Raw genomic sequence first — 23,983 nt, forward strand, 5'->3', positions numbered from 1 at the left:
TAATATTAAAGATCAGAAAAAAACAGACACAACCTATGGTTGTAATTTTCGGGATTTAAAATTATGGCACATAATTTTCTAATAGAGAACATGTCCTTAATGAATAAATGAGTAGGGTATTAACAATATGAGTTTTTCTGAAGATAAATTTTCTGACGATAGCAGGCTGCATCTTGCTCAAATAATTGATAATGTTAATGCCGGTATCTGGGAGTATAATATTAATACGCGAGCTATAAAATGGTCAACCGGCTTTTATACCATTTTAGGGTACGCGCCAAACGAAATTGAGTGCTCCAACCATTTATTTTTCGAACATCTGCTTTACCATCAGGACAAACATATTTTTCTTAACGCCTTAAATAATCAAAACTCTGCCAAACCTTTACAAATAAGATTACTTACCAAAGCATCAGGCTATCATTGGTTCGAAAGTACCATTAAAAGGCACGATGATCAAAACGGGCACGTAATTTACGGCTCTATTATTAATATAAATCAATATAAGCAGGCCCAGCTGCAGGCTGCCAAAAATGACCTGCTTTATAGCGAAACCATCAGGATTGCCAAGCTGGGCAGCTGGGAAATTGAAGCAGGAACCCTCAACCTTACATTATCAAAACAGATATATGATATTTATGAGCTACAGAGCCAGGTAAAACTAACCCTTGATGAAGCTATAAGCTTTTTTGAGCCCTCCTATCGCTCTGTAATACAACATGCCATAAATAATGCCCTTGAATTTTGCCAGCCTTATGATCTTGAATTACTGTTCAGAACAGCTAAAAACAACGTAATATGGGTAAGGGCCAAGGGGGTGCCTATTATTGATGATTTTGGAAAAAGCGTTAAGGTTAGAGGCATCATACAGGATATTGACAACAACAAGCGCAAGGGCCTTAGCCTTGAATCGTCGCTGAATTTGCTAACTGATCAAAACAGGCGACTGCAAAATTTTGCCTATATCGTATCGCACAATCTGCGGTCGCATACCGGTAATTTACAGTTTATGGTGAATTTATACGAAGAAACTGAACTTGCAGGAGACCGTAATGAAATTTTTTCGCATATAAAATCAATTAGCGGAAGCCTAAACGCAACCATTGAACATCTTAATGAAATTGTTAAGATACAAACTGAAATTACCAACGAGCGCAGTATAATCAGTTTCGAATCCATTTTCAAAAACATACAATCGGCTATAAAAAGCAATATAGACGCGCTTAATGCACGTATAGAGTATGATTTTAGCCAATGTCAGCAAATAAGTTATATACCGGCATATATGGAAAGCATATTACAAAATTTGCTCACCAATGCCTTAAAATACAGCCATCCGGAGCGCCAGCCGTTGATCAGGTGCTATACTCTGAAAGACCGAAATCATATTTACCTCATATTTGAAGACAATGGAATAGGAATTGACCTTGAACGTTATGGCGACAAGATATTTGGCATGTACAAAACATTTCACCAAAATCCCGATGCAAGAGGGATTGGGCTATTTATTACCCGCAACCAGATAGAGGCCCTTGGAGGTACCATCAAAGTTGAAAGCACCGTAAATATTGGCACTAAATTTACAATCAAGCTGGTATAATTACAAAGCTATAATGATTGTAAGTCCCCCTCCTGTTAACGCCTGTATTATTGATAACAACACAACCTATGTTTACGGGTTTAAAAAATTGCTTAACCTGAAAAACCTGAGCAGCCGGGTATGCACTTTTAACAACGGCAGTGAGGCAATTTCCTATTTTAAGAACCCGCTCAACGCAAATAATTTACCCGATGTTATATTCCTGGATATCAGTATGCCCGTTATGGATGGATGGGAATTTATGAATGAGTTTGCGGAAATAAAATCACAACTGGGGAAAAAAATCACGATTTATATACTCAGTTCCTCAACTGATATTAATGATATTGAACGTGCAAAAAAAAATTCTGATATTTCTGATTACATCATTAAACCGGTAGATGTATCACGTTTAGCCAAAATATTCCGCGATCTTAACGATACAAATTAATAAGTACAGGCCCTATAAAATGCCCCATACTTATCAGATGCTTTCTAACTATTCAATATAGCTTTCCAGTATTTTAAAGCCGCCTGTTGTTTCCAATTCTATCTTATCAATGTTTTTAGGCAGCAATATACATTCGCCCATTTTTACAGGGTATGCCTCATCATTATATTTTACGGTATAGTCACCTTCCACACATATGTGGATCACAAACGAATCGAGCGTTGAATAATCTTTTGCAGTGCTGTGGGTAAAATCAAGCAGATTGGTAGTAAAGTAAGGGCATTTAACCAACTTTACAGTTTCATCCTTTTTAGGCTGATAACCGGTTTTATATTCCGGGTAATGTTTGTAATCAATAGCAGCAAGCGCTTCTTGGGTGTGCAGCTCACGTTTGTTGCCTTTATCATCAACCCTGTCAAAATCATATATGCGGTAGGTAATGTCAGACGTTTGCTGAATTTCGGCTATCAGTAATCCTTTGCCGATGGTATGCACCCTGCCGGCCGGTAAAAAGAAAACATCGCCCGCGGTTACATCTTCTTTATTCAGAATATCCATAATATGGCCGCTGTTTAAAGCGTCGACATATTTTTGCTCTGTCATATCCTGGTTAAAGCCGGCAATCAGTGTAGATCCCGGATCGGCCTCAATTACATACCACATTTCGGTTTTACCAAATGAGTTGTGACGTTTTTTGGCCAATTCGTCATCAGGGTGCACCTGTACAGATAGGTCATCATTAGCATCAATAAACTTTACCAGCAGCGGAAATATATTACCGAAATGAGCGTAAACTTTTTCGCCCACCAGTTGGCCCTGGTATTTCTCCAGTAAGTCGGCTAATGATTCGCCTGCCAGTGCGCCATCAGCAACAACAGATACATCAGATTTCACGCCTGATATTTCCCAGGTTTCGCCGCAATTTGGCAAAGCGCCAAAATCTTTATGCAGATAGGTTTTGATCTTTTGACCACCCCATATTTTGTCTTTATAAATGGTTTTGAATTTTAACGGATATAATGCTGACATGACTAATGTTTTTATGCCGCTAAGTTAGGAGATAAATAAGAAATGATAAAACGCTAAATTGATTTATCATTAATTAGCAAATGAATAAAAAAAGTCCGCATAGTTTTTATGCGGACTTTACTTTTTACAATTTCAATATTACTTACCTAATTTGGCTTTCAGGTTTTCGTCAATAGCTGCCAAAAACTCTTCGGTATATAAATAATCTTTACCGTGCTCCACTTTGGGTTTAATGGTGATGGCCAAATCTTTGGTCATTTTACCGCTTTCAACAGTTTCAATACAAACCTGCTCTAAAGTTTTGCAGAAGTTTACCAGTTCATGGTTATTATCAAGCAAACCACGGAATTCCAAACCTCTTGTCCACGCAAAAATTGAAGCGATTGGGTTAGTTGAGGTAGGTTTACCGGCCTGGTGCTCGCGGTAGTGGCGTGTTACGGTACCATGTGCTGCTTCAGCTTCCATTACGGTGCCATCTGGTGTAACCAGGGTCGAGGTCATTAAACCTAATGAACCAAAACCTTGTGCTACGGTATCAGACTGTACGTCGCCGTCATAATTTTTACAAGCCCATACAAAGTTACCATGCCATTTTAAAGCAGATGCAACCATGTCATCAATTAAGCGGTGCTCGTAAGTTAACTGGTTGGCTTCAAACTCCAGCTTAAATTCGTTTTCATATATCTCCTGGAAAATATCCTTAAACCTGCCATCGTATTTTTTAAGGATGGTGTTTTTGGTTGACAGATATAAAGGCCATTTTTTTAACAGAGCCTGGTTAAAGCAGGCGCGGGCAAATCCTTTTATTGATTCGTCGGTATTGTACATAGTTAAGGCAACACCATCGCCTTTAAAGTTATATACTTCGTATGACTGTTCTGCACCGCCATCTTCGGGGGTAAAAGTAACAGTAAGCTTGCCTTTACCTTTGGTAACAAAATCGGTAGCGCGGTACTGATCGCCAAATGCATGACGGCCAATACATATAGGAGCTGTCCAGTTAGGTACCAAACGCGGTACATTGGCCATTACAATTGGCTCACGGAAAACGGTACCATCCAGAATGTTACGTATAGTTCCGTTTGGCGATTTCCACATTTGTTTTAAGCCAAACTCCTGTACGCGTTGCTCATCAGGCGTAATAGTTGCACATTTAATACCTACACCATATTTTAAAATAGCATTCGCGGCATCAATAGTCACCTGGTCATTAGTTTCATCACGATACTCGATACCCAGATCATAATATTTTATATCAAGATCAAGATAAGGAATTATCAACCTGTCTTTGATAAATTTCCAGATAATTCGGGTCATTTCATCTCCATCCAGTTCAACTACCGGATTTTCTACTTTAATTTTTGACATACCTGATGTTGTTTTTTTGTTTTATTGGCACCAAATATATTAAATAGACTTTAGCTATTGCATTAAATAATACATGAAAATTATTGATTGCTTTAACCTGACTTTATTATGGCCAACTTATTGTAATTGTGAGGTTGCGTGCTATTTTTACAAAAAATAACACAACTAACCAAGCAGGTTATATAAAACAGCCCTTTATTTTCACAAAACATGATCAAACCAAGATTAAAAACACTCCTTATAACCATATTATGTATTTGCTCGTTTTTAGCAAAAGCCCAAATAGGATATGATTATGCACAGTATGATATAGGTTTTGCGGCAGGTTTAAACAACCCGACAGGTACCGATGTAACTACTGCAATAAAAAAAACGCCGTCGGCCCATTTCAACCTTACTTACAACCAAACACCTTTTCTTAATTATGTTTTTGAGGGCCAGTTTGGCAGGCTTAAGGCCGGAGACCCCGCTGCGGGTTACGGTTTGCAGTTTGAAAATCATTTTGCTTTGTTTTTTTTAAAGGTGCAGTTACAGGCCGGTGAACTGATTGATTACTCGCAAAGCAATGTGCTTAATGCCTTTAAAAACTTATATCTTTCAACCGGTGTTGGCTATCTGGTAAATCACGTAGTTGAAAAAGCGGATGTCGGCCTGCCCGGTGATAACAACACCAATATCCCCGTTATACCTGCAAGGATAGGCTATGAAATTAAGATATTTAACCAGTATAATGAACCCAGCGTAAAAATTGACCTGGGCTATCAGTACAATTTTGTAATGAATGATAATCTGGACGGTTACAATACAAAATTGCTAAACACAAAGTATGCTAATGATATGTTTACGCAATTTACTTTGGGGGTAAAATTTGCCATTGGCGGGGTAACTTCATATAGAAAGCAAATACATTATTAGTATAAAATTCAGCAATGTTAATTTGATGAATTGGTTTTGCTTTTTTGGCAAGGTTTTCGGTATATTTAAGTAAAATATAAACCTATGAACGATCAAAATATAAATCCCGGATATGATGATTATGAAGACGACGATGCACTAAATGATAATAGTACCGATCGTGACAGAACATTAAAGGATGAATTAGGTGAAACCATTGACAAGGAAGACCTTAAATATAATCCTGATGATAACAGCTTTGAATATGATGTACGAAGTGATGATCCGGACTATGACCATCCCGACCCGTATGATACTTCGGTAAAAAATGGCGACGATATGAATTCGACCTATGATGAGGCAAACCCCTATGATACGGCTGATGAATATGTAGAAAAAAGATCGCTTGAAACGGATGTTGACGACCTTGGCATGCACATTGATGAAGGCTCTATTGTAGAGGTTGACCCTACAGATTCTGCATTAGCACACACCCCCGAAGACGATCGTGATGATCTTGACGATGAAGGGTATCCTAAAAACGACACGGAATTTTTGAAATAATTTTTAAGTGATGAGTTTTGAGTTTAACCTTGAACAATTTAACTAACTCATCACTCAAAACTTAAAACCCATAACTACCTATCAGTCAAAATCAAGATTAAAGCGGCTCCTTAAATCATTAAGCTGCGGATTACGTGCAGCCATGTGCTGAAATTTCTCTATCGCAGTGTAAGGCTTTCTGACAACCTGCTGCTCATCAACCCGGGCATGCACTTCAATACTAAAATTGTTGAGTTTGCTGCGCAAAAAATTGTGCATTTCAGGGCGTTCCTCCTTAAACAGATTTTCCTGTACCTTATTCCCAACCACAACCTCAAATTCATAAGGCTTTAACATACGGGGCGCATTGGAGGTAAAAATGGTAACCAGGTTCTTTTTACCCTCAGCCTTTACTTTTGCGGCAAAATCGCTCCAGTATTTTAAAAAGCTGTCCATGGTAAAATCCTCGCGGGCGTCACCCTTTAAATAAGGGTCTTCCTCTTCCGCAATTTCTTCTTCGGTTTTCCCGGTATCGTTAAGTGAGGGTATTTTTATAGATAACGAGCCCAGGCTTGGGTTCGGGATAAATATTTTCGGCTTTTCGGCAGGTACTACCGGAGCCGTTTCCATTGCCCTCTGTGCTGCCTGGTTATTTTGTGGCTGCGGTGCCGATTTATTATAGGCAAGCGGTGTATCGCTCAATACAGGCGCATCATTACTGATCTTATTTTCCGGCGTTGGGGCGGTTACTGCTGAGGTATCAGGTTTTTTTTTTAATGACCCGTCTGTGGCGGATGTTGCGGCAATTGGTGAAGTTGCCATATTAAATACCGACGGCAGGTGGCACATTTTAAGCAAGGCCAACTCTACCTGCAATCGCTGGTTCTTACTGAGTTTATAACTAATATCGCACTGGTTGGCAATATTCATGGCCGACAGTAAAAACGACACCGAGCCGGTTTGCGATTGCTGCAGATACTTATTTCTGATACCCTCGCTTACTTCCAGCAATTTTACGGTAGCCTGATCTTTACTTACCAACAGGTTACGGAAGTGTTCGCTCAGGCCGGCAATAAAATGGGCGCCGTCAAAACCACGCGAAAGTATCTCGTCAAAAAACAACAATACTTTAGCAGTATCTTCCTGCAGCAGGCTATCAGTTATGTTAAAATAGTAATCGTAATCAAGTATGTTCAGGTTATCAATTACCGACCGGTAGGTAACCTTACCACCCGAAAAGCTAACGATCTGATCAAACATGGACAAGGCATCGCGCAAGCCGCCATCAGCTTTCTGGGCTATGATGTGTAAACCGTCGGGCTCATAGCTAATGTTTTCTTTAACCGCTATAGAAGCCAGGTGGCCTGCCATATCATCAACCTTAATACGGTTAAAATCAAATATCTGGCAGCGCGAAAGTATGGTGGGCAGTATTTTATGCTTCTCCGTAGTAGCTAATATAAATATGGCGTAATGAGGCGGCTCTTCCAGTGTTTTCAGAAAAGCGTTAAACGCCGCCTGCGACAACATGTGTACCTCATCAATAATATATACTTTATAACGCGCGGCCTGTGGTGGTATCCGCACCTGGTCAATCAGGCTCCTGATATCATCAACAGAATTGTTTGATGCTGCATCAAGCTCGTGTACGTTAAATGAGTTACCGTTTTCAAAGGCTTTGCACGAAGGGCATTCGCCGCAGGCTTCGCCATTGGGTTGTAAATTGGTGCAATTGATGGTTTTTGCCAGGATACGCGCGCAGGTAGTTTTGCCCACACCACGCGGACCACAGAACAAAAATGCCTGAGCCAGCTGATTATTTTTAATAGCGTTTTTAAGCGTGTTGGTTATATGTTGCTGACCAACAACGGTTTCAAAAGTAGCCGGACGATACTTGCGAGCCGAAACAATAAAATTATCCACAGGTACGAAGTTAACAAGAAAATGTTTTAAGTTAAAGTAGCATTAACACGATTGTTGAAAGATATTAATCCGCGCTTACTGCAGATCATCGTCGGGCAAATGATCATCATCTTCAGGATCAGACACATCTGGTATAACATAGGCATCCAGGCGGTCGTCAAAGTCTTCATCGTCCTCATCGCCCCAGTCGCCCTCAATAGGCCTGTTATCGCGCGGCGCGGCAAGCCTAACAGGGTTCGGTGTAAAAAACTGAGCATTAGCATGTTTCATTTGGCGGGGCGCAATCAGCATAAATGTATCTATTAAAATCCGAAGACTTTGCAAATGCAAGCAAATTAAGCGAAAATACTATTTTTCATTGCAATAATTGATTTGATTAATTCAAATTTCTTCGTACATTTGCAGCCCCGTATTAGCGGGTAATTAATTAAAAATCAAGTATAATAATGCAACAGTACGAAATCGTGATCGTTCTAACCCCGTTGTTATCAGAAGAGGTTGCTAAAGAAGCTAACGCTAAATATAGCAAAATTTTAACTGATGGCGGAGCCGAAATTGTCCAGGAGGATAATTGGGGTTTGAGAAAATTAGCGTACCCTATTCAAAAGAAAACTACAGGGTACTATCACTTAACTGAATTTAAGGCTCCAGGTGATTTAATTAACAAATTGGAGGTTGAGTTAAGGCGCGATGAGCGTGTTTTGCGTTTCCTGACCATTGCTTTGGATAAACATGCCATTGCTTACAATGATAAAAAACGCAGCGGTGCTTTTAACAAAAAACCAGCAGCTAAAGTGGAGGAAACAAACTAATGGCTAACGAACAAATTAAATACGTTACCGCTCCAAAAGTGGAGGATAACCGTAAAAAATACTGCCGTTTTAAAAAGAATGGTATTAAGTATATTGATTACAAAGACGCTAACTTTTTATTAAAGTTCATTAACGATCAGGGTAAAGTATTACCACGCCGTTTAACAGGTACTTCATTAAAATTTCAGCGTAAAGTGGCTCAGGCTGTTAAACGTGCACGCCATATTGGTTTATTACCTTACGTTACAGATTCATTAAAATAATAGGAGATTTAAGAAATGGAAGTTATTTTAAAACAAGATGTAAAAAACCTGGGTGATAAAGACGATGTAGTAAACGTTAAACCAGGTTATGGCCGTAACTATCTTTTACCAAAAGGCTACGCCATATTAGCTACTCCAAGCGCACGTAAAGTTTTAGCTGAAAACTTGAAACAAGCTCAGTTTAAACAAGAAAAAATCCGTAAGGATGCCGATGCGATAGCTGCCCGTTTAGAAGGTGTTAAACTTACCATTGGCGCTAAAGCCGGTGAAAGCGGTAAAATTTTCGGTGCCATCAACACTATTCAAGTTGCTGATGCATTGAAAAAAGAAGGCTTTGAGGTTGACCGTCGTCGTATTACTTTTGATCAGGATCCTAAGTTTGTTGGTGATTACATCGCAAACATAAACCTGCATAAAGAAGTAAAAGTACAGGTTCCTTTCTCAGTAGTAGCTGAGTAATTTATATTTCAGGATTCGGATTTTCGATTTCGGATTTTGAACTTAATTTTAGAATTTTAGAGGGTGTTTTGCTAAAGCAAAGCACCCTTTGTTATTTATAGATAATTATTAGTTTTCGTGAAACGAACACCCCCTTCTAAGAAAAATCCTAAATCGAAAGCCCGAAATTCAAAATCAAAGTTTGGTGGGATACCGCGGCTTATATTCAGGATATTTAAGCTGGCGTTTTTACTTTTTGTAGGCTTAAGCCTGCTTGGGGTATTATTTTACCGTTTTGTACGCCCGCCGTTTACCTGGCTCATGATTGAACGCGGCTTTCAGCAAAAGGCCCGCGGCAAGGAGTGGAAGATAGATAAACAATGGGTAAGTTTTGATGACATATCTGACAACATGAAACGTGCCGCTGTTGCCGCCGAAGACCAGACCTTTTTGGAGCACCATGGTTTTGATTTCCATGCTATTGAAAAAGCCATTGAAAAAAACGCACACAGCAAAAAATTGATTGGCGGCAGCACCATATCGCAGCAGGTAGCCAAAAACGTTTTCCTTTGGGACGGGCGCTCCCTGTTAAGAAAAGGTTTTGAAGCTTACTTTACAGTACTTATTGAGGTTTTCTGGAGCAAGAAACGTATCATGGAGATTTATCTCAACGAAATTGAAATGGGCGATGGCATTTATGGTATTGAAGCTGCCTCACAAGCTTATTTTCATAAACCGGCATCAAAACTAACCAAACATGAAGCGGCTGCCATAGCGGTAATTTTCCCGAGCCCGCTCAAATGGTCGGCCACCCACCCTACCCGTTACTTACGGCACAGGCAATACCTTATCATGAAAAATATGCGCCGACTGGGACCGCTGGATTTTTAAACCGCTTACAATACCAGTGCTGACATAAAGAAAGTGTCGTCTTGTGCGCCACCCTCCCCACGGGAGAGTGCAGGGAGGAGTTTCACCAGTAAGCCAGTATATCAAAATACGCATAAACCTCTCTCTGCCACTACGCATTCCTAACACACCCTCCCCATGGGGAGGGAATAAAAAAGGCATTTAAGTCAAGTAAAAAATATAGCTTGTCATTCTGAGCGCAGCGAAGAATCTATATTTCCTTTCACGCGTAATTACGAGGCAGGAGGCAAACCACGTGGGCTTGTCATCCTGAGCTTGTCGAAGGATCGTGCGGAGGGACCTGCCCACCATGCTTCGACGGGGCTCAGCATGACCGCTCTCTTTAGTATGAAATTTGATTAAGTACCGGCATGGCCCTTCAGTGTTCGTGGCGTTCTCACTTCAAAAAAACGAACACCTTTTATTTATACTTCCACATCCTTGTTTTGCCCTCGGTAAGCCATTCAATGGCTGTATCCAAACGTTTTTGACGGGTAGCATCAGTTTTGGCCTCAGTAAACCATTCCACATATTCTTTCTTATTAGAATAGCTGAATCCGTCAAACACTTCTTTAGCGCGGGTGTGATTTGCCAGTAATTCCGTAAAGTAATCAGGGACAACTAACTCTGCCCTTTCTGTTGCAGGCTTTTTAGGGTGGGCTTTAACGCCTAATTCATTCAGGGATATGGCCTGCTGTATATAGTCAATTAATATCTGTTTAGATGGAAGGTTATCAATGCTTACAAGGCGGCCAAAGCTTCCCATAGCCGCTTCTTCGCTGGGGTTCAATATGCCGTAAGTATCTTTAATAAGCGACGATCGCCAAAAACCAAACGCGCAATGCTGTTTAAAGGCGGCTATGTTGCATACCGAACCTTTGTAATCAAAAAAAGGCATACCCCATTTCATGGTTTCGCCAATCAGCGGCGATGCTTCATGCACAACGTCTCTGATGTATTCAAGTATTGGTTTGGCAAACTCGGCAGATTTGGCGATATATGCATCTACCCGGCTATCGTATTGTTCCATAAATAAATTTAAAAACAAATAGCCTAAAAATAAACTATAAAATACCGACCGCCTAATTATCCTTAACCAAGCAACCCCTCTAAATCTGGACGGTGTTTAGAAACTAAGGATTCTGTTATGGTGATCTCGGCCAATCCGTGTATGTGGAACGGATCTTCGGTAATGATTTTTTCTACGTCATCCTTAGTGGCGGCTAAAGCCAGGATAATACCACCAGTACGCGGTTGTTTGCGTCCCCATACCACAAATATTCCTTTATCGTAATATTTTTCCAGGTATTGAACGTGAGGATCCATGTATTTATCTATCTCTTCAAGCGGCACAATATAATTAAGATCGATGATGAACATAGTTTTAATGTTTGTTTAATTAACAAGGTCCCTGAACAATTGTATATGCCAGCTATTTTTAAACGGCACCTCCCACTTGCTTTCCAGTTCAGCCACGTTTTGTACCATGTTATTATACACGATGGTTTCGGTATTGATTTTACCTTGTTTTAAAAGATCTTCAAAAGCATGGCGGGGTAATGATTTCACCTCTTCGCCATCACGATAAGCGAGGTTAAACCTGTCGAACAGGTTAACGTTAAAACGCTGTTCCAACTGTTTCATAAAATGAACAGATTTATCGATAGAACATCCGCTGGCACCTGCCTGGCTTTCATCAACTACCAATATAAAAAACCGGTTATACCGTACCTCGGCCCTGGCCTTTAACTGGTTGTTATGGGCTGTCCAGCTGATGGTAAAATTATCCAGTTGCTGCTGCACTTCCTGCACTTCCAGATCGGTCAATTTTTTATCGGCCTGGTATATCCAAACTCTTGAGTGTTGAGAAAATTCCATTTACAAAAATATCAATTTATTAACTTCGGGTAACATTTTGTTGTCATGAAAAACACACATCTGTCGCAAACAAAAAAAATGCTGTTAGCCGGCTGCATTTTGCTCGCAGGTTGGCTTAATTATAGCTTCAGGCCACAAACAGACGATCAGGAATGGCTTGATTGGAGCAATAAATGTCTTTCAGAATCGTACAATCCACCGCCCGATGTTAAACTAAAAAAGTGGGAACTCACCCTCACAAACGATTATTTTTTACGTCTCCGAAAAACTTATCAACACGGTAAACAGGAGTATTACTCTTTCAATTTGAACCGTTTAAACGACGTCGAATACGAGGGCGATGACAAGGCCGGAATCCTGCAATTAAGCACTAATGCCGATGATATCATTGTGCAAACTTATGAAGATCCAAAGGGCGATATCGACTCCATGTCGACCATGATTGACCTACCCGTCAGGAACATGAGCAGCGAACGTTTAGACAGTCTGAAAAACGCGCTAAATTATTTTAAAACAAAAGGCGGTTTATAAGCCATTTGCCTTAACGGTAATTTCGGCTATATCCAATACGCGTATCTCCTGCTCCTTGTCCTGATGTTTTACGCCATCGGTAAGCATGGTCATACAAAACGGACAGGCAGCCGCTACTACCTGGGCCTTTGCTTCCAGCACATCCTGCATGCGCTCCATATTGATATCTTTTTTACCGGGTTCTGGTTCTTTAAACATCTGTGCCCCTCCGGCCCCGCAGCACAGGCCATTTGATTTGCAGCGTTTCATTTCTACCAGTTCGGCATCCAGAATTTCAAGGGCCGCACGCGGGGCCTCATAAACACCGTTTCCACGCCCAAGATAGCATGGGTCATGAAACGTGATCTTTTTACCTTTAAAGCTTTCGCCGCCCTCTGCTTTGAGTTTTCCCTCGTTTATCAGCTGCTGAATAAGCTGTGAGTGATGGATAACCTCGTAATTGCCACCTAAACCCGGATACTCGTTTTTAATGGTATTAAAACAGTGCGGGCAACCCGTTACTATCTTTTTTATATTATAGCCATCAAGCACCTGTATATTGGTCATGGCCAGCATCTGAAACAAAAATTCGTTACCCGCGCGTTTGGCCGGATCGCCGGTGCAGCTTTCCTCAGTGCCCAAAACAGCATAATTGATGCCCACATGCTGTAATATCTTGCAAATGTCGCGAGTGATTTTTTGCGCCCTCTCATCAAAACTACCGGCACAGCCAACCCAGAACAATATCTCCGGCTCCTGCCCCCGCGCGGCCATGTCGGCCATGGTAGGTATAACCTCATCCCGACCCTCTCCTCCAGAGAGGGAGCTTAATTCATTATTAATTAGATCTTCGCTCATCTCTTTTTTCAATTGTTTTAAAGTCCTCCACTCCGGGAAGGATTTAGGAGGGGTTACTCCAATTAAACCTGTCGGCCTGACTGTATTTCCAGGGAGCTCCATTATTCTCCACATTACCAAACATATTATTCAAACTTGCAGGGGCCTGAGATTCTTCCATCACAATGTAGCGACGCATTTCGGTAATAATCTCCAGCGGATTGATATTTACCGGGCAGGCCTCAACACAAGCGTTACAGGTGGTACAGGCCCATAACTCCTCGCGGGTAATGTAATTATCCAGCAAAGTTTTACCATCGTCATAGTCCTTACCATGTTTATCCAGGTTGTTACCCACTTCGGTAATGCGGTCGCGGGTATCCATCATGATTTTACGTGGCGATAACAGCTTACCCGTAATATTTGCAGGACAAACCGACGTGCACCTTCCGCATTCTGTACAGGTATAAGCTTCCATCAGGTTTTTCCAGGTGAGGTCGGTAACATCCTTAACACCGAAACGTGCTGGTTCGCCAGTATTTTCGGGCACAAAAGATGGATCAAGCATGGCCTTTACCTCATTGGTAACCGATGCCATATTGGTGAACTTTCCTTTTTTATTCAGATTTGAATAATAAGTATTTGGAAAAGCCAGCAGAATATGGAAATGCTTGGAGTAAGGTAAATAGTTCAGAAAAATCAAAATACCTACAATGTGAAACCACCAGCAAACACGTTCAAGAATTACCAGAGCTCCCGACCTGTTAGGCAGCAAAGGCGCAATCAGCGAACTTATGGGGAAACTGCCTGCCTTAACATAATGTTCAAAGTGCAATAGCTGTAGCTTATAGTCGGCCGCGTTCATGGTCAAAAAAGCGGTCATCAATAGAATTTCAGTAATGAGGATATAGTTGGCATCAGATTTAGGCCAGGCCGTCATTTCGGTACCTGTAAAGCGTTTTAAATGTACAATGTTACGCCGGCACAGGAAAACTACACAAGCAATTAGCACCAGCACTGCCAAACCCTCAAAGCCTCCTATCAGCAACCCATACAAACCACCCAGCGGATGAGCAAATATCCGGTGCGACCCAAAGATACCATCAATCATGATTTCCAACACCTCCAGGTTAATAATAATAAACCCGATGTAGATAAAAAAGTGCATAACGGCGGCTACCGGGCGTTTTACCATTTTGGTTTGCCCAAGGGCTATCTTAGCCATCACCTTCCATCGTACAGCAGGTTGATCTGAGCGGTCAGTATCTTTCCCCAACAATATGTTACGCCTTATTTTACCCGCGTTTTTGGCAAACAGATAAATGGCGGCCCCTAAAATGATAATAAATATAGCCTGTGCAATCATTATGCGTGCATAGTAAGTTTTTCAAAGTTAATTGAAATGTTTAAAGAGAAAAATGTTTTAATTTCTGAAAAATATTATCGAAGCTAAGTGACTGATTAATTGGATAATTGTTTGATTTTTTTGTTAAATTGTTTGATTCTATTCAAAAATTGGAAACTTTTTTCAAAAAAAACTTTCCAAACATAAAAAAAAAGCTACATTTGCACTCCCCAAACGGAGGTATCATAGCTCAGTCGGTAGAGCAAAGGACTGAAAATCCTTGTGTCGCTGGTTCGATCCCAGCTGATACCACAAAAGTTCGCAAGTTGCTAAGCACTTGCGAACTTTTTTATTTTATATTTCTTATAAGCATGTTTCTGCAATTAATTGGGATCGGTCGGAAAAGTTATGGGGAGACAGTGCCCTTCGAATATCAACGGTCAACCTTTTTTCATTAGAACTTTTCTTTTTAGCCATTTGCGGACAGGAGCGTCATAGAGTTTCAGGCAGGCATAGGCCAGCAATAAGCTCAGTATGGTTACCACTAAACCAACCAGTAAAGTCTGTTGCCCCATCGCCAGTTTATTGCTTACAACCCAGGCTGTGAAAACGTAAATCAACGGGTAATGCGTTATATAAAGAGGATAAGAAATATCGCCCAAAAACTTGCACAGTTTGGCCGATCGCGCGGTATGCAACTCACCACCCGCGCCCAATGCCACAACAATCGGAAAGACAGCGATAACACAAAGCGCTTCATATAGGCCATTCATCCATGCGTGATGAATGTCGCCAATCCGGGGAATACAAAATACTGCTATCAAGAGGACACTGCACCACCAGAACGCGTTTTTTGTTTTCATCAGCTTTCCTGTCCTGCAAAGCAAAACACCAGCAAAAAACGGATATAGTAGCCGGGTAAATCCAATAAATAATTGCATGGGATCAATTGACCAGCCACCGATAAGCGCCCCAAATTTGCTGGTCGCCAAATAACCGAGCAATAAGCAGCCAGAAAGTGCTACAAATATGGAAAGCCCCAGTTTGGAGAACCTGCGAATAACAACCGCGTAAAGTATGTTCGCGATATATTCAAAAAATAACGACCAGGCCGGCCCGTTTAAGGGGTGCATTTCCTGCCACCCGCGGATATCCATCGAAATTGGTACAGGGATTAATGTGCAACCTATCACCATGAGGAGCAGCATTTTCCAGATCGGCGTACCTGCTATGAGTGGAAATGCCGGACTAACCTGGAAATAAAAAAGTGCGGCACCAACCACGGAACCCATAATTACCATTGGTTGCAGGCGCACGAGCCTTCGTTTGTAAAAATCCCACTGCGTCATTTTACCCCAACGATCATCATATGCATACGCAACCACAAAGCCCGAAAGCAGAAAAAAGAAATCGACTGCGAGATAGCCGTGATTGATGAGCTGGCCAAATGCATTGCCTCCGCTTAAAGTTTCAAAAATGTGATAAATTACGACCAGCACCGAGGCAACGCCACGCAATCCGTCTAATATAGGATAGTGTTGCTTGGATTCGAGGTAAGTACTCTTGCTCATAAAAGATTTGATAGTTTTGACAGGGTTAAAATTGGTTGATAAAACTTTTTGCGATTTATAGTTCTCTTATTTTGATGTTTCTAAATGAGATGCCTGTAGCCCAGTCTTGTAATGCGATATGACCATTAATATGCTTGCCGAATTCAGGAAATCCCTTAAAATGAGAATCTGCTACTTTTTTTGCCCATGCAGTAGATGCAAAATCTTCTTCTGCTGTCAATACACCGTTCAGATAAAATTGCACCTTGCCATTCTTTTGTTTAATCTCCGAGTGATTCCAGGTATCAGAAGGTTTACTTTTCACCGGGTTCTTTTGAGGAGCAAACCCGTATAAACAACCCGAACGCGATTGTGGCTTTGCATAATCGGGGTGAGCGTCATCCAGCAATTGGTATTCCGGTCCTGACGCCCAGCCCGCCGGAATATCGTTCCTTTCTAAAACATTTATAAAGACTCCGCTATTCCCGCCTTTAGGCAGCTTCCAGTCAAATTTCAAATCGAAGTTTTTGTATTCTTTGTCCGTAATCATATCGCCAGGTCCGGATTTGTCCTGCGGATCACAGAATAGTTCACCGTCCTTCGCCTTCCATGCTGTAAATGCCGCCTGGCTGTTATACAAATGCCACCCTGCTGTTGAATGTCCGTCAAACAAAAGCTTCCAGCCCGCGGCCTGTTCTTTGGCCGTCAGTTTGTTGTTTGGATCGGGAGTGTAGGCGCAGTTAAAAATGGCCGCTAATACGACCAGGGCAGAGACAAATTTGGTCATGTGCTTTTTCATAATTTAGTTTTTTATTATTGGTGAATACTGCGGGATAAATTTTAAGGCTTATCCGCTTTAGCGCATTAATGAAAGTTGGAAAGCAAAAGTACAGGTAATGGGAAACCGGCATTTGTCTTATTATTGAAATTCATTGTCTTATATTTGGATAAATGCCTGCATTTGATGAAACAAACTGTTCAAAATATTAAATTTTGTCCGCCACCTACCGATAATGAACGGTCATTCTTTGTCGATCATGTTCGTATTCCGCCTAACGAGCAAATAACTTTCCATCAACACGAGGCCCTCGAAATTTCTTATATCATCGTTGGCTCAGGTAACAGGGTGATTGGTAATACCATGGAACCATTTTCTCACGGTGAAGTGGTTTTTATTCCTTCAAATGTTCCTCATTGCTGGTCTTTTGACGATTTCGACACTTGGCCCGACGGAACGATAGAAAATATTACCATCTTTTTTTCACCGCAGTTACTCGAGAATGCCTATCTGAATTTTCCCGAATTAAGAAGCTGCATATTAAAAATTCAACAAATCCGGGACGCAGTGGTGATTGCCGAAAGTACCATAACCAAAGTGCAGGTTTTGATGAAAGCAATGATGGCGGAAACTGAAATTGAGAAATTTTCGACGCTACTCAGGATATTCTCACTGATATCTTCAGAGCAGCAAAAAAATGTTGTTGGACGGCCTGTAGCCGAAGATCGGAACACCAAAAGAATACAACGAGCCTATAGCTTTGTAATCAACAATTTTCAAAAAGAGATTACACTTAATGAAGTAGCGCAACATGTTGGAATGGACAAATCTTCTTTCTGTACATTTTTTAAAAAGATGACAGGCAAAACATTTTTCACATTTCTTACCGAGTATCGTGTTGAATCTTGCGGCCAAATGTTGAAGAAAACCAGTTTGTCCGTGTCTGAAATCTGTAACGCAACGGGATTTAACGATGTGCCTTATTTCAACAGGGTATTTAGAAAAATAAAACAGGTGACCCCCACCCAATTCAGGGAAGGTAAATCAGTTAAAAGTACTGTTAATTTATTGTAATCAGACGCAGTGTCGAATTACCGTAGATTTCTTCACAAGAAGACCATAATTTTCTTGCTTAGCAAGGAGTTCGCTAACGGACAAATGTTTGCTACCATTTTAATAAGCATCACAGGCGCCGTTCGCAAAATCACAGTCAAGCCAGTAGCCGTCCACCTGGTCTGCTGTTTTTAATAATCCTGTTCAACCTGTCTTTGCTTCAAACGATAGGCTTCCCAAAAGCCCTCTGTCCTGTTTTTCAGCAAACGGGATATGATTTCAACATCTGGATTTTCTTGAGGATCATCCTTAACGACCAAATATCCTAATCAAGGGGACCATATTGCACAATTTAGCCGCCAATAGCATAAATATTTTAAAAAGTTAAATTTTAATTGTTTTTTTTACAATTAAAATTTAACTTCGTTATTAGTATAAGCAAAGTATAGACCAGGGCAGTTCACGCCTTTCAACAATTGCAATAAATTTCACGGATATGAATAATGTATATCGGGGACAGATGTACTTGTTAACGACCGGCTAATCGAACGATCATGGGCAATACAGATAATGAAGTACTGGAATGTTGGAATAAAATTATCCAGAACGATGATTTAAAGGCGCTTGAACGGTTGTTTTACCTTTTGCACGATAAATTTGTACGATTTTGCCTCCATTATGTTAAGAGTAAGGAAGTTGCCGAGGAAATCGTATCGGATGTACTGACTGATTGCTGGATGGACAGAGCTCAGTTGAAAGCCATCCTAAAACCGGAGGTTTACCTGCTCGTCGCCATAAAGAACCGGGCCATCTGCCACTGGAGAAAAAGTGCCGGTATGCAGATCGTTGACCTTCATGATACCTGCGCCGATCTCACCAGTCAATACCGGCCCGATCTTCAGTTGGAGAAAAAAGAGCTTATGCTCAATCTTGATAAAGCTATTGATTCCCTGCCCATACAATGCAAAACAATATTCAGGCTGGTTAAAGAAGAGGGAATGAAATGTGCTGATGTTGCAGAAGTACTTGACATCTCTGTAAGGACCGTACATACCCAGGTTTACAGGGCTATGAATAAACTCAGCAACTCCATGGATAAATATGTTAACGATGAACGGAAGGCAATTATCGTCAACATCTCCTCTTCATTTCTCTCCGTTTCGTCTATTCTTTTTTTTTATTTTCAATGCGTGTAAGTAATTTCCTGAAAAATCTCGTCCTGTCATTCAAAGGCACCAATTATTCCAATGGACCAGGACAATTTTATCAGGTTAGTTACAAAAAAATTTACGAAACAGCTCTCGGATGAAGAGCGTAAAGAACTGGCGGGCTTACTCGAGGATAATCCTGTATATCAGGAGAAATATGAAATCTTCAAAGCGTATTTCTCCATTAATCATACCGGGCAGTCCGGAAAAGAAGAAGCCTTCCTGAGAATCAGGGAGAAGATCACTAACCGGGAACAGCAACTCGACCTTAAACCTCGGTATCCTTTCAAAAAGTTCTATTTGAGGGCCATGGCTGCGGCAATAGTTATCCTGTGCATCACCTTTACATATTTACATTTTAATATTCCTGATCAAAATACGGTTCCGCTGGAAGCCAGGACTTTACGGTCATCTAAAAAGAATATTATCCTGAGCGACGGCACAAGAGTGATGTTAAATGCAGACAGTAAACTAACATTTCCCAAAGAATTTAACAATTCGACCCGAGAGGTATCTCTGACCGGAGAGGCATTTTTTGATGTGCATCATGATGCATCGCACCCCTTTATCATACATACCAGCAAAATGGACCTTAAAGTTTTGGGGACTGCATTTAATCTCAAAGCTTATCCGGATGATAAGTTTAGCGAGACAACATTACTAAGAGGAAAAGTCCAGATCACTTTAAAAGACAGGCCGGCAGATGTCATTACACTTAAACCTTCCGAAAAGCTGATCATCAGGTTTACCGAAGCCATTAATCCGGACATCAGCCACAAGGGTAAGAAAATGACAACCTTACCGGAAATCACTTACCTTCAGCATCAGGACACAGCCGTAGTCGAAACCTCGTGGATGTATCACCGTGTCTGCTTTAAGCATAAAACATTTGGAGAAATCTCCAATGAATTAGAACGGGCCTATGATGTTGATTTCGTCTTTAAGAATGAAAAGATCAGGAATCAGGTCTTCTCAGGAGCATTTGACCAGGAAAATATCCGCGAGGTTTTAGATGCGTTACGCCTTATTGAACCTTTCTCCTATAAAATTCAGAAAAACCAGATTATAATCAAGTAACCAATTTAACAACCTAGTTCATTTTAATTATGACAGACACTTTTACTTAGAAAAAACACGGGGATTGGACATCCCCGTGCACAAAATGACGATTCTTTAATTAAACAGGCAGCTTTGACCGGGTGCCTGTATTTCATCACCTTTAACAAACTAAAGTTATGAGTTTTTTTACGCATAAAAAGCGTGGACGGCAATTTTTTTGCCCTAATAATCCCCTATTAATCATGAAGCTAACGGTTTTGCTGATTTTAGCATTCAACTTACAGATGCTGGCAAAAGGATATTCACAATCCAGGATAACGCTGAACCTGAAATCTGCCGATTTCAAAACGGTAGTTTCAGAGATAGAAAAGAAAACAAGCTATCGTATTTTATTTAGTGACAATAAGATTCCGACAACGAAATTCACCGACATCCATGCAGAAGACCGCGATGCACTGGACCTGATCAGTGAGCTGTTGACCGGCAGTGATTTTACCTATCAAAAATTAAACAATGATTTGATCGCCATCGTCCCGAAAGGCCTACAGATTACGGAGTTGGTGGTATCCGGCTACGTAGTCGACGAAAAAGATCAGCCGCTGGCAGGGGTAACTGTAAAAATCAAAGGGGTGGCAACAAGTGGACTTGCCACGGATAAAAACGGTGCATTTAAAATCAATGTTCCGGATAATGCCATCTTGACCTTTACTTTTCTGGGCTATGAAACAGCTGAGGTCCCGGTAAGCGAAGGTAAACCATTAAAAGTAAAACTAACTCCGAATTCGCAGGGCCTGGGTGAGGTTGTTGTGGTTGGCTACGGCACGCAAAAAAAAGTGACTGTGACGGGTGCAGTATCCAGCATCAAAGGAGATGATTTAAAAACAGCACCGGTACCAGCCATATCCAACTCATTAGTTGGCCGTACCCCAGGCATAATAAGCTCTCAGGGAAGCGGCGAACCGGGTTATGATGACGCATCTATTTTGATCCGGGGGCGCAGTACATTTCAGGATGCCAGCCCATTGGTTGTTATTGATGGCGTTGCAGACCGTGCTGGTGGTTTTTCACGCCTGGATGCCAACGACGTGGAGAGTATTTCTGTTTTAAAAGATGCATCGGCTGCTATATATGGGTCTCGTTCAGCAAACGGCGTTATCCTGGTTACCACAAAACGCGGCAAAACGGGCAAACCCACTGTGAGCTATACCTTTAACTATGGTTTAAGGCAGCCTACACGTTTACCTAAAATGCTTGACGCAGCTACCTATGCGGAGGCATACAATGAAATTGAACAAACCATTTATAACAGGGCACCCAAATATACGGAAGATGATATACGAAAATACAGGGACGGCTCAGACCCGATAGGTCATCCAAATACAAACTGGTATGATGTAACCCTTCGCAAAACATCGCCGCAATACCAGCATAATTTATCGGTACAGGGAGGTACAGATAATATTAAGTATTTCGTTTCAGGCGGGTACCAGTTTCAGGATGGCTACTATATAAACAGCGCCACTAAATATAAACAATACAATGTGCGATCTAATATTGATGCGCAGATTACCAGTTCATTCAAACTTTCATTAAATCTTGCAGCCCGGCAGGAAAACCGCAGGTATCCTCACCACGGTTCCGAGCGTATTTTTAACGACATCATCAACGGCGATCCCAAAGCAATTGCCTATTGGCCGGACAGTAAATTACCCGGCCTTCCGCTCGGAGACGACCGTAACCCGGTTGTAGCAGTTACCGATGCCGCAGGTTATCAGCGCGATGACCGCACCTTCCTAAACGGCGACCTGGTTGCCACATGGAACCTGCCGGTTAAAGGACTAACACTGACCGGTGGTTTTTATGTGGATAAAAGCAATACATTCTACAAAAACTGGTTCAAATCTTTCACGCTTTATGACAGAGACCCTGTTACCGGAACGTCCATACCCCGCATTTATGGCCCGGCAGATAATGCTAATTTAAGTGAAAATATGAATGTTGGCCTGGGTATTACCGCTAACATCCGGCTCAATTACGCACATAAGTTTGGCGATCATAACCTCAGCGGTTTTGTAGCTTATGAACAATATAATTATTCGAGCGATTACCTGGCCGCAGCCCGTTCCAGTTTTATCAGTTCCCAGCTTGACCAATTGTTTGCGGGCAACACGGATAAGCTAACATCTTACAGCAATGACGGATCCGGAACAGAAACAGCCCGTCAAAACTATTTCGGTCGTGTAGATTATGATTATAAAGGTAAATACCTCTTTCAATTTAACTGGCGCTATGATGGCTCGCAGGCGTTTCCTCCGGGCTCCCGTTTCGGTTTCTTCCCCGGTTTCTCCGGTGGCTGGAGAATCTCCGAAGAGCCTTTCTTTAAAGAAGCCGCTCCCTTTGTCGATAATTTAAAGATAAGGGCGTCATGGGGGCAACGAGGTAATGACCGTGTTGCCGCTTTTCAGTACTTAGCCAGTTATGCCTACGGCTCGCCGGCTGTTTTCGGAGGGAACAATCCTGCCAATATACAGGGTGCCTACTCGGTGCGTACCCCTAATCCTAACATTAAATGGGAGGTTGACAATACCACTAACATAGGTTTGGAGTCACAGTTATTTAATAATAAAGTTAATTTCCAGGTAGACCTGTTTCAAAGTCTGCGCAGTAACATCCTCACACAGCGTAACGCTTCCATACCGCAGTATGCAGGCTTGACTTTACCCGATGAAAATATCGGTAAAGTTCGAAACAGAGGCGCGGAAGTTACCCTCGGTTACTCAAGGACTATAAATGATTTTTGGTTCAACGTCAGCGGCAATGTAACCTATACCAAAAGTAAAATATTGTTCATGGATGAAGCGGCATCTGCCCAACCCTGGCAAATGCGGACCGGGAAGCCTGTTGGTGCCGATTTTGTGCTGTACAATGCTATCGGGATCTTCCGCAGCGAGGCACAAGTTAACAGTACCCCGCACCTTGACGGTACTAAACCCGGTGACCTGATATTTGAGGATGTGAACAAGGATGGCATAATAGATGCCAAGGATAAGGTAAGGCAAACAAAATCTACTATACCCTCAACAATTTATGGTGTAACAGTGGCTGCCAGGTACAAAAATTGGGGTATTAATATGCTTTTACAGGGGCAGGGAGGCAATGTTGCTCAATACGTATACTTTGCTTCAGGCGAGATCGGGAATTTCCTGCAGGATTATTACAATAACCGTTGGACCCCCGCTAATCCCAATGCTTCAGGCCCGAGGCTTTATGATCGTGAAACGATCCCTTCAACCCGGGAAACCAATACTTACTTTTTGCGGAGTGCGGCGTTTTTACGCTTGAAAACAGTAGAGTTATCTTACACCTTGAATAAGCAAAGCGTTAAAAAGCTTCCGTTCAGCAACATTCGGCTTTATGTAAGCGGATTTAACCTGCTGACATTTGATAAGCTAAAATATATCGATCCTGAAGGACAGGCAACCAGCCAGAATTATGCCGGCTGGCTGACGCCACAGGCCCGTATCTATAACTTCGGTGTAAACGCTAATTTTTAATA

24 protein-coding genes and 1 tRNA gene are annotated in these 23,983 nt (G+C 41.5%); 14 read left to right on the plus strand and 11 right to left on the minus strand.

Translation table 11 applies throughout. From position 1 onward, the window contains the following. Positions 1 to 127 precede the first annotated feature (127 nt). Together SNE25_RS27710 and SNE25_RS27715 are read left to right on the plus strand one after the other, a co-directional pair. A complete protein-coding gene (locus tag SNE25_RS27710) occupies positions 128 to 1,600 on the plus strand; it encodes an ATP-binding protein (RefSeq protein WP_321562264.1) in 1,473 nt (490 codons plus the stop codon). A 13-nt stretch (positions 1,601 to 1,613) separates the two neighbouring features. Further along, entirely contained in the window at positions 1,614 to 2,030 is a 417-nt protein-coding gene (locus SNE25_RS27715; protein ID WP_321562265.1) for a response regulator, read from the plus strand. Positions 2,031 to 2,078: 48 nt separating this feature from the next. On the opposite strand, the gene SNE25_RS27720 is transcribed toward SNE25_RS27715, so the two are convergent. Together SNE25_RS27720 and SNE25_RS27725 are read right to left on the minus strand one after the other, a co-directional pair. After that, on the minus strand, positions 2,079 to 3,059 hold the full coding sequence (locus SNE25_RS27720) for a type I phosphomannose isomerase catalytic subunit (RefSeq protein WP_321562266.1): 981 nt from the start codon (positions 3,057 to 3,059) through the stop codon (positions 2,079 to 2,081). A 138-nt stretch (positions 3,060 to 3,197) separates the two neighbouring features. Continuing rightward, on the minus strand, positions 3,198 to 4,427 hold the full coding sequence (locus SNE25_RS27725; protein ID WP_321562267.1) for an NADP-dependent isocitrate dehydrogenase: 1,230 nt from the start codon (positions 4,425 to 4,427) through the stop codon (positions 3,198 to 3,200). Between the two features lie 210 nt (positions 4,428 to 4,637). Here SNE25_RS27725 and SNE25_RS27730 point away from each other — a divergent pair, with 210 nt between their 5' ends. Together SNE25_RS27730 and SNE25_RS27735 are read left to right on the plus strand one after the other, a co-directional pair. Next, positions 4,638 to 5,342: a hypothetical protein gene (locus SNE25_RS27730; protein ID WP_321562268.1), complete on the plus strand. Its 705-nt coding sequence runs from the start codon at positions 4,638 to 4,640 to the stop codon at positions 5,340 to 5,342. 84 nt (positions 5,343 to 5,426) lie between these two features. After that, the gene (locus tag SNE25_RS27735; RefSeq protein WP_321562269.1) at positions 5,427 to 5,885 is read left to right on the plus strand and encodes a hypothetical protein; all 459 of its coding nucleotides are present in this window, start codon (positions 5,427 to 5,429) and stop codon (positions 5,883 to 5,885) included. An 81-nt stretch (positions 5,886 to 5,966) separates the two neighbouring features. Here the strand turns inward: SNE25_RS27735 and SNE25_RS27740 are convergent, their stop codons facing one another. Continuing rightward, on the minus strand, positions 5,967 to 7,787 hold the full coding sequence (locus SNE25_RS27740) for a DNA polymerase III subunit gamma/tau (RefSeq protein ID WP_321562270.1): 1,821 nt from the start codon (positions 7,785 to 7,787) through the stop codon (positions 5,967 to 5,969). 75 nt (positions 7,788 to 7,862) lie between these two features. Beyond that, positions 7,863 to 8,057, minus strand: a complete 195-nt coding sequence (locus tag SNE25_RS27745; protein WP_321562271.1) for a hypothetical protein — start codon at positions 8,055 to 8,057, stop codon at positions 7,863 to 7,865. Positions 8,058 to 8,233: 176 nt separating this feature from the next. On the opposite strand from SNE25_RS27745, the gene rpsF reads away from it, so the two are divergent. The 4 genes from rpsF (at position 8,234) to mtgA (ending at position 10,191) form a co-directional block, all read left to right on the plus strand. Beyond that, complete coding sequence (gene rpsF / locus SNE25_RS27750) at positions 8,234 to 8,599, plus strand: 30S ribosomal protein S6 (protein ID WP_321562272.1); 366 nt, start codon at positions 8,234 to 8,236, stop codon at positions 8,597 to 8,599. Beyond that, the gene (rpsR, locus tag SNE25_RS27755; RefSeq protein ID WP_022833472.1) at positions 8,599 to 8,862 is read left to right on the plus strand and encodes a 30S ribosomal protein S18; all 264 of its coding nucleotides are present in this window, start codon (positions 8,599 to 8,601) and stop codon (positions 8,860 to 8,862) included. The genes rpsF and rpsR overlap by 1 nt, the downstream gene beginning before the upstream one ends. A gap of 15 nt (positions 8,863 to 8,877) precedes the next feature. Further along, the gene (gene rplI / locus SNE25_RS27760) at positions 8,878 to 9,321 is read left to right on the plus strand and encodes a 50S ribosomal protein L9 (protein ID WP_321562273.1); all 444 of its coding nucleotides are present in this window, start codon (positions 8,878 to 8,880) and stop codon (positions 9,319 to 9,321) included. A 189-nt stretch (positions 9,322 to 9,510) separates the two neighbouring features. After that, complete coding sequence (mtgA, locus tag SNE25_RS27765; RefSeq protein WP_321566259.1) at positions 9,511 to 10,191, plus strand: monofunctional biosynthetic peptidoglycan transglycosylase; 681 nt, start codon at positions 9,511 to 9,513, stop codon at positions 10,189 to 10,191. A 439-nt stretch (positions 10,192 to 10,630) separates the two neighbouring features. Here the strand turns inward: mtgA and SNE25_RS27770 are convergent, their stop codons facing one another. The 3 genes from SNE25_RS27770 to SNE25_RS27780 all read right to left on the minus strand — a co-directional run bounded on the left by SNE25_RS27770 (position 10,631) and on the right by SNE25_RS27780 (position 12,087). Further along, entirely contained in the window at positions 10,631 to 11,239 is a 609-nt protein-coding gene (locus SNE25_RS27770; RefSeq protein WP_321562274.1) for a YdeI/OmpD-associated family protein, read from the minus strand. Between the two features lie 62 nt (positions 11,240 to 11,301). Beyond that, complete coding sequence (locus tag SNE25_RS27775) at positions 11,302 to 11,589, minus strand: YciI family protein (protein ID WP_321562275.1); 288 nt, start codon at positions 11,587 to 11,589, stop codon at positions 11,302 to 11,304. Between the two features lie 15 nt (positions 11,590 to 11,604). Continuing rightward, positions 11,605 to 12,087 carry an ABC transporter ATPase gene (locus SNE25_RS27780; protein ID WP_321562276.1) on the minus strand — a complete coding sequence of 161 codons (483 nt, stop codon included), beginning with the start codon at positions 12,085 to 12,087 and terminating at the stop codon, positions 11,605 to 11,607. A gap of 45 nt (positions 12,088 to 12,132) precedes the next feature. Between SNE25_RS27780 and SNE25_RS27785 the strand changes: the two genes are divergently transcribed. Then, positions 12,133 to 12,618 carry a hypothetical protein gene (locus SNE25_RS27785; RefSeq protein ID WP_321562277.1) on the plus strand — a complete coding sequence of 162 codons (486 nt, stop codon included), beginning with the start codon at positions 12,133 to 12,135 and terminating at the stop codon, positions 12,616 to 12,618. Here SNE25_RS27785 and SNE25_RS27790 read toward each other — a convergent pair. Further along, the gene (locus tag SNE25_RS27790) at positions 12,613 to 13,380 is read right to left on the minus strand and encodes a (Fe-S)-binding protein (RefSeq protein ID WP_321566260.1); all 768 of its coding nucleotides are present in this window, start codon (positions 13,378 to 13,380) and stop codon (positions 12,613 to 12,615) included. The genes SNE25_RS27785 and SNE25_RS27790 overlap by 6 nt on opposite strands. 118 nt (positions 13,381 to 13,498) lie before the next feature. Beyond that, on the minus strand, positions 13,499 to 14,800 hold the full coding sequence (locus SNE25_RS27795) for a (Fe-S)-binding protein (protein WP_321562278.1): 1,302 nt from the start codon (positions 14,798 to 14,800) through the stop codon (positions 13,499 to 13,501). Between the two features lie 218 nt (positions 14,801 to 15,018). Here SNE25_RS27795 and SNE25_RS27800 point away from each other — a divergent pair. Then, positions 15,019 to 15,091 (plus strand) — tRNA-Phe (locus SNE25_RS27800). 128 nt (positions 15,092 to 15,219) lie between these two features. On the opposite strand, the gene SNE25_RS27805 is transcribed toward SNE25_RS27800, so the two are convergent. Both SNE25_RS27805 and SNE25_RS27810 read right to left on the minus strand, forming a co-directional pair. Continuing rightward, positions 15,220 to 16,350 (minus strand): acyltransferase family protein, encoded by a 1,131-nt coding sequence (locus SNE25_RS27805; protein WP_321562279.1) that lies wholly within the window; start codon positions 16,348 to 16,350, stop codon positions 15,220 to 15,222. 55 nt (positions 16,351 to 16,405) lie between these two features. Further along, positions 16,406 to 17,128: a 3-keto-disaccharide hydrolase gene (locus SNE25_RS27810; RefSeq protein ID WP_321562280.1), complete on the minus strand. Its 723-nt coding sequence runs from the start codon at positions 17,126 to 17,128 to the stop codon at positions 16,406 to 16,408. 165 nt (positions 17,129 to 17,293) lie between these two features. Here SNE25_RS27810 and SNE25_RS27815 point away from each other — a divergent pair, with 165 nt between their 5' ends. The 4 genes from SNE25_RS27815 to SNE25_RS27830 all read left to right on the plus strand — a co-directional run bounded on the left by SNE25_RS27815 (position 17,294) and on the right by SNE25_RS27830 (position 23,981). Beyond that, positions 17,294 to 18,181, plus strand: coding sequence for an AraC family transcriptional regulator (locus SNE25_RS27815; protein ID WP_321562281.1), 888 nt, complete (start codon positions 17,294 to 17,296; stop codon positions 18,179 to 18,181). 533 nt (positions 18,182 to 18,714) lie between these two features. Beyond that, on the plus strand, positions 18,715 to 19,356 hold the full coding sequence (locus SNE25_RS27820) for a sigma-70 family RNA polymerase sigma factor (RefSeq protein ID WP_321562282.1): 642 nt from the start codon (positions 18,715 to 18,717) through the stop codon (positions 19,354 to 19,356). A gap of 51 nt (positions 19,357 to 19,407) precedes the next feature. Then, entirely contained in the window at positions 19,408 to 20,445 is a 1,038-nt protein-coding gene (locus tag SNE25_RS27825) for a FecR family protein (protein ID WP_321562283.1), read from the plus strand. Between the two features lie 224 nt (positions 20,446 to 20,669). Next, positions 20,670 to 23,981, plus strand: coding sequence for a SusC/RagA family TonB-linked outer membrane protein (locus SNE25_RS27830; RefSeq protein WP_321562284.1), 3,312 nt, complete (start codon positions 20,670 to 20,672; stop codon positions 23,979 to 23,981). Positions 23,982 to 23,983 lie beyond the last annotated feature (2 nt).

It is taken from the genome of Mucilaginibacter sabulilitoris, assembly GCF_034262375.1.
Classification (GTDB): domain Bacteria; phylum Bacteroidota; class Bacteroidia; order Sphingobacteriales; family Sphingobacteriaceae; genus Mucilaginibacter; species Mucilaginibacter sabulilitoris.